Origin of the sequence: Paenibacillus sp. PCH8 (genome assembly GCF_002968835.1) — a bacterium.
In the GTDB taxonomy this organism is placed as follows: Bacteria; Bacillota; Bacilli; order Paenibacillales; family Paenibacillaceae; genus Paenibacillus.
This window is the reverse complement of the sequence record NZ_PKQK01000001.1, coordinates 2,157,164-2,163,876: the sequence shown is the minus strand read 5'-3', so window position 1 is coordinate 2,163,876 and position 6,713 is coordinate 2,157,164. Positions and strand designations below refer to the sequence as shown.

At 45.6% G+C, this 6,713-nt stretch carries 3 protein-coding genes; all 3 read right to left on the bottom strand.

Annotation, left to right across the window (positions count from 1 at the left end):
* Positions 1-176: 176 nt before the first annotated feature.
* Positions 177-1,460, bottom strand: coding sequence for a diaminobutyrate--2-oxoglutarate transaminase (gene ectB, locus C0Q44_RS09435; protein ID WP_105406999.1), 1,284 nt, complete (start codon positions 1,458-1,460; stop codon positions 177-179).
* 1,248 nt (positions 1,461-2,708) lie between these two features.
* Entirely contained in the window at positions 2,709-4,541 is a 1,833-nt protein-coding gene (glmS, locus tag C0Q44_RS09430; RefSeq protein WP_105406998.1) for a glutamine--fructose-6-phosphate transaminase (isomerizing), read from the bottom strand.
* Between the two features lie 791 nt (positions 4,542-5,332).
* Positions 5,333-6,673, bottom strand: a complete 1,341-nt coding sequence (gene glmM, locus C0Q44_RS09420; RefSeq protein WP_105406996.1) for a phosphoglucosamine mutase — start codon at positions 6,671-6,673, stop codon at positions 5,333-5,335.
* Positions 6,674-6,713: the final 40 nt, after the last annotated feature.

The following is a 6,713-nucleotide window of genomic DNA, read 5'->3' as shown; positions in this document are numbered from 1 at the left end:
CATGAACGAGACAGCACTTGGATTAGCGATGAATTTCAAACTTCATTACGGTAACGCAAAGAAGCATAGAGACACAAACTTTCAGTGGAGTGAAAATGTCGCTCAACATCAGGGCCGCACGGCCTCCGGAAGGCACTTCCGTGCCTCTTGCCGGGGCGGCACCGTCTTGGCGGAGCTTAGGTCGTTACCAGCAAATTCTGGGTCTCCTGAGAGATCACCTGCTGAATACTGGACTTGATAATATCGCACCCGGCGGCGAGATGCTCCATCGAGACGGTCAGCGGAGGCATGATCTTCAGCACGAGGTCTCCTCTGCCGGCTCTTTCAATGACGAGCCCGTTCTCAAAGCTGATCTCCGTCATCCGCTTCGCCCCGGCTTCATCCGTGAAGCCCGAGACGTCAATGCCCCAGATCAGGCCGAGTCCGCGGATGGCGATGGATGGATGCAGAGGCTTGATTTCTTTGTCAAGGAACGAGCGCACAAACTCTTCCTTCTTCTTCACCTGTTCTTCCAGGGCAGTTCTGTCTCGGAACTCGAGAGCAGCCTTTGCAGCCACAAAAGCGAGCTGGTTACCGCGGAAGGTACCGTTGTGCTCACCCGGCGTCCAGAGATCCAGTTCGGGCTTCATGAGCAAGAGGGCCATTGGCAGGCCGTACCCGCTGATCGACTTCGACAGGGTAATGAGATCCGGCTCAATCCCTGCACGTTCGAAGGAGAAGAATTCACCTGTCCGGCCGCAGCCGACTTGAATCTCATCGGTAATGAGCAGGATATCGTGTCTGCGGCAAAGCTGCTGCAGCCCACGTAGCCACTGCGCGTCGACGACGTGAATTCCGCCTTCGGCTTGTACCGTTTCAAGCAGGATGGCGGCTGGCTTGTCGATTCCAGAGTGCGAATCAGTCAGGATATTCTCAATATAGCCGAGCGTATCCATTTCTGCGAAAGCCCCGCTCGGATGCGGCATGAACGTAACTCCGTCCAGAGGAAGCCCCGCCCCTTCCCTCATGGACTTGGAGCTTGTCGCCGACAGGCTGCCGAGCGACATACCGTGGAAGCCACCCATGAATGCGAATATCCCGGTTCTCTTTTTCACCTTACGTGCGAGCTTCATTGCCGCTTCCACTGCGTTCGTTCCCGTCGGACCGCAGAATTGTAGCTTGTAATTCAGCTTCTTCGGCTCTAGGATCCGCTCCGAGAAGCTCTGGATGAATTCGCGCTTGGCCAATGTATACATATCCAGACCGTGCATAATCCGGTCGGAGGTCAAGTAATCGAGGACCCGGTCCTTGATATAATCGTTGTTATGACCGTAATTCAGTGCGCCGGCTCCTGCAAAAAAATCAATATATGGTCTTCCGTCCTCAGAATATAACAGGTCCCCTTTGGCCCGGTCGAATACCACCGGAAAGCTTCTGCAGTAAGATCTTACGTTGGATTCCAGCTTTTCAAAAATGCTCATGCGCTTCATCCTCCATCGGAATTGGGATAAGGTTAGCTTCATTCTTTCTGAACCTTCTGACGTCATGGAGCAATATATTCTCGGCTGTCATTTTCCACAATTGTCGCTCCCCGCATACCGGGTAGCCAGTGGACTGGTCTTTCGTGCAAAGCTTTGTTAGGTATAAAAACCCTATAATTCTATTTTATAGTATAATTGGAAAGTCGACCTAGGTAGAATTATATCAAAATTTCGAAGATTGTATAGTAAAATTTTTGTTAAATATAGTAAAACATTTGTTAAATTTGGTTTATACAATATAATCTGTTAATATTTCGCCTCAAATGAGTGTATCGAGAAGAAAAGCTGAGAATGGTTTTCCATCAATTGAGGAATATAAGGCGTGTTGACATTCAGTTTTCTGCTGAGAAATTTGGTATATACTACCTACTTTCACTCTCTGCCAGTGCTCTATATCCTTACGCTTGCAGTAACTTAACATGATTACCTGACGAATTTTTGGAAGCCTGGCTGGATAAATGTGACTGGATGTCAGCTAGATAAGCTGCTTTGATCTCCATCAAGGTATACGTAGTTCGAATGTATATAGATTTTTGAAAATGTTGAATTTCTTTATAGGAACAATCCTTTCGCTTGTATATTGTTTAACTTTCGACATCTGTGTTTTATTGAAAGCATTCCATTTACTTATTGGTGTGAAATAGTCCCTACTTGAATTGCATAGGAAGACTATGTGCAACTTCAAACTCTTCAATTTTTCATATGTAAACTTTTCGTTATGTGAGTTACTCTTCAATTGTCCGAAATTTAAAAAGCACTATCACTAAGGTACTTTAGAATAAAAACAGATGGCTTTTCGTTCAATGAAGAACAACTATAATTTATGATGTAAGAACAAAAAAAAGGTGGTTCTGATATTCAGAGCCACCTTTTTCAACTTCTGCACTACTTTATGAATAACGTCTTATTTTCATTTTAATAAAATTTATGATTTCGCTTTGGTCGGTATCGGTGTGTTCTTATATTTGTCTGATTTATTGAGGTAATAGTTGACGGAATTAATCCCTCTTAAAATTAAGAAAGTCCTGATGACTTAACGTCATCAGAACTTTTATTTAGTTTAGATATTATTGAATGTCGGATGACATTGATCAATCTCATCCGACATTAGATCGTGTAGTTCCATGCTTTTGTCACTGGTTCCACGTTTTTTTATCACTGGACAACCATAATATTAAGAATCAATTCTTACTCTACCGTTACGCTTTTCGCCAGGTTACGTGGTTTATCCACATCGTGACCTAATGCAAGAGATGCGTAGTATGCCAGCAATTGCAATGCAACTACGGACAGAGCCGGGCTAAGCAGTGGCAACGTCTTAGGGATAGCAAACGCTTGGTCTACGGATTTCAACAGCGTTGCTACGTGCTCTTCGTACGTAATCACCAATACGTCTGCGCCGCGTGCTTTCACTTCCTTGATATTGCTCACGGTTTTCTCCAGAACGTTCTCCTGCGTTGCAAGAGCAATGACAGGGATGCCATCTTCAATCAATGCAAGCGTACCATGTTTCAACTCACCCGCAGCATAAGCTTCAGAGTGAATATAAGAGATCTCTTTCAGCTTCAACGATCCTTCTTGAGCTACTGCATAGTCAAGACCACGACCGATGAAGAAGAGATGCTCGTGTTTCGAGATCTGCTCTGCATATCCTTTGATTGCGTCGGCTTGCTCCAGCATAGATTCCACTTGCTCAGGCAATGCTTGCATTGCTGCTAGCGTGTGTGCAATCTCTTCTGCAGATTTTGTACCGCGTACTTGTGCAAGGTACAGACCGAGCAAGTTAAACGCGATCAACTGTGAAGTATATGCTTTCGTAGAAGCTACCGCAATTTCAGGGCCTGCCAATGTTGCGATGACATCGTCTGCATCACGTGCAATGGAACTACCCACAACGTTCGTAATTGCCAGTACATGTGCACCATTGGATTGTGCTTCGCGAAGTGCAGCAAGGGTATCTGCAGTCTCACCAGACTGGCTCACAACGATCACAAGTGTATCCTTGTGCACGATTGGCGAACGGTAACGATACTCGGAAGCCACATCCGTTTCAACCGGAATACGTACCAATTGCTCAATGACTGTACGTCCAACCAGACCTGCATGGTATGCTGTACCACATGCAATGATTTGAACGTTACGGATATTTTTAATTTGCTCTTCTGTCATTTTCAACTCAGGAAGTTGAACTTTTTTGCCATCATTGTCGATGCGACCGAGCATTGTATCACGATATGCTTTGGGTTGCTCATGAATTTCTTTCAGCATGAAGTGCTCGAATCCGCCTTTTTCTGCGGTTACAGCATCCCAATCGACATGAATCATTTCCCGAGAAATAAAGTTGCCTTCAATCGTCATTAATTCGACAGCATCATGTGTCAATATAGCCATTTCACCATCGTTCAGAATGTACACATTACGTGTATGTTCCAGAATTGCCGGGATGTCGGAACCGATAAAGTTCTCTCCTTCACCGATACCGATAATCAATGGGCTTGCTTGACGCACAGCTACGAGTTTCTCAGGCTCATACTCTGTCAATACACCCAGAGCGAACGCGCCACGCATCAGCGTAATCACTTTTTGCACTGCTTTAACAATATCACCATTGTATTCGCGTGCAATCAGGTGAGAGATAACTTCAGTATCTGTCTCGGAAGTGAACGTGTGACCTTGTGCCATCAGTTCTTCTTTCAGATCCAGGTAGTTCTCAATAATGCCGTTGTGAACAACAGAGAACTTCTGGCTCTCATCCGTATGTGGATGGGAATTCTCATCTGATGGTTTACCATGAGTTGCCCAACGTGTATGTCCGATTCCGGCATTACCTACCAGAGGAGCGCCATCAAGTTTGGCTTCAAGGTTCGCAAGACGTCCGAGAGCTTTCGTGATTTGCAGACCTTCCGGTGTAAATACCGCGATACCTGCTGAATCATAACCACGATACTCAAGCTTTTTCAGACCTTCGATCAATACCGACTGAGTGTTCTTATTACCAATATATCCAACAATACCGCACATAATATATTTCCTCCGTTTGTGTATGAATACTGTGTCACGAAGAGAAACAGGCAGAGGCGGCATATCGGAAAAATGAGTGATTGCCTAACGGTTCATGAATACTTGTTACCTATTCAATTATCAATGATCAGAGCGACCTCTTGTCGCCCCGCAGTCATCATAAGCTGTTATGAATGCAATCATGAATGTACATCATTTTCCCGTCCGCGTACTGTTTACGCTCTTCACGCACATTCATTTGAATTTTAGTTGACTCTTGCACCTGCACCGGCGCGTTGTGTGGACAGTCACCTATCCATTTTCCGCATTCCGGTTTACGGCTCTGGTGCTTCACCGGGAGGTCCCCGCCGAACAATCCGAACACCTCCACCTCGTCAGCTTGATTGCCGTTGATGTTGTTCAGCCTTCTCTATCAACCCAGGATGATCGTTGATCGGTTACTTAAACCGAACAAGCATATACATCCCTCGAAAGAAAACTCTGATCTACACCATCCCGCGCAACTTCAAGCTCTGGCGCTTGTGTAACTGTTACCTTACAATCCTCACTTTCTGTGTCTGAATGACGACTCCACTCATTATATGCACGTCAGGTCCATTTTGCAATGGAGCAAAATACCTGTGACAATTTCAGCATATTTACCCACAATCCCGACCTGATAATCAGACCTATGGTCTCACCAAGTCGGGATGCAGGAATAATGAATTTTATAACATAACCTTGGTATATTAAACCATCCTGTGCAGCATTTCTCTACAGAGAATACCGCCCAGCGGTGTATAATGATTCTTCTATACCAGTTCTTTTTGCACCACATCTGCAATTTGGGATACAAATTGTTCAAGTTCGTCTTTATCTGGTCCTTCCGCCATAACACGGATCAGTGATTCAGTTCCTGAAGCACGAACGAGTACACGTCCATTATCACCCAGTTGTTGTTCCACCGTCGCAATGGCTTGCTCAATCGCAGAATTGCCCTCGTATTTGCTCTTATCTTCAACACGCACATTCACCAATACTTGTGGGTACTGGGTCATCAGCGCTTTCAGTTCACTCAGTTTTTTACCAGAAGCCTTGAGCGTATCCACGAGTTGAATCCCAGTTAACATGCCGTCTCCCGTTGTGTTGTAGTCCAGGAAAATAACATGACCAGATTGCTCTCCACCCAGGTTATAACCCCCGCGACGCATTTCCTCCATCACATAACGGTCACCCACTGCCGTTTTAGCTGTTTTCAGTGCAAGTTTTTCTGTTGCTTTGTAGAATCCAATGTTACTCATAACGGTCGACACGACAGTACTGTCCTTCAGCTTACCTGCACGATTCATCGCATCACCACAGATACACAGAATGAAGTCTCCATCCACCTCAGCGCCCGTCTCATCAATCGCAATTAAACGATCTGCATCCCCGTCAAAAGCAAGACCCAGATCCGCTTTATGTTTGAGTACTTCCTGCTTCAAATTATCTGGATGAGTTGATCCACACTTCTCATTAATATTCAGGCCGTTAGGTTCTGCGCCAATGGCAATGACTTCTGCACCAAGCTCACTGAACAATTTGGGTGCCAGCTCATAAGCTGCTCCGTTTGCACAGTCCAGAACAATTTTCAGGCCAGAGAACGACTCATTTACTGTAGTTTTCAGAAAATCGAGGTAACGATAACGGGATTCTTCATCCGTCATTACGGTTCCCAGACCGCCTCCAACAGGACGTGGCAATTCATCTTTCTCTGCATCCATCAACTCTTCAATCCGGTTCTCGGTTTCATCCGACAACTTGAAGCCATCTCCACCAAAGAACTTGATTCCATTATCCTCAACCGGATTGTGGGAAGCCGAGATCATCACGCCTGCATCAGCTTTCAACAAACGTGCAATATATGCCACTCCTGGAGTGGATACAACGCCCAGACGAATCACATCAGCACCGATGGACAATAGACCTGCAACGAGTGCGGACTCCAACATGAGTCCCGAAATACGAGTATCCATGCCGATCACTACCTTCGGTCTTTCCACACCGCCTGCAAGTACGTAACCACCACAACGTCCAATGCTGTAAGCCAGCTCCGCCGTTAACTCTTTATTGGCAACCCCTCTTACACCGTCTGTACCAAAATATTTACCCATGATTTAACTCCTTCTATTCGCATCGTATACGAGTACAATT

Coding starts and splice junctions, on each gene's coding strand:
- ectB (WP_105406999.1), bottom strand. CDS start 1,460: ATGAGCATTTTTGAAAAGCTGGAATCCAACGTAAGATCTTACTGCAGA.
- glmS (WP_105406998.1), bottom strand. CDS start 4,541: ATGTGCGGTATTGTTGGATATATTGGTAATAAGAACACTCAGTCGGTA.
- glmM (WP_105406996.1), bottom strand. CDS start 6,673: ATGGGTAAATATTTTGGTACAGACGGTGTAAGAGGGGTTGCCAATAAA.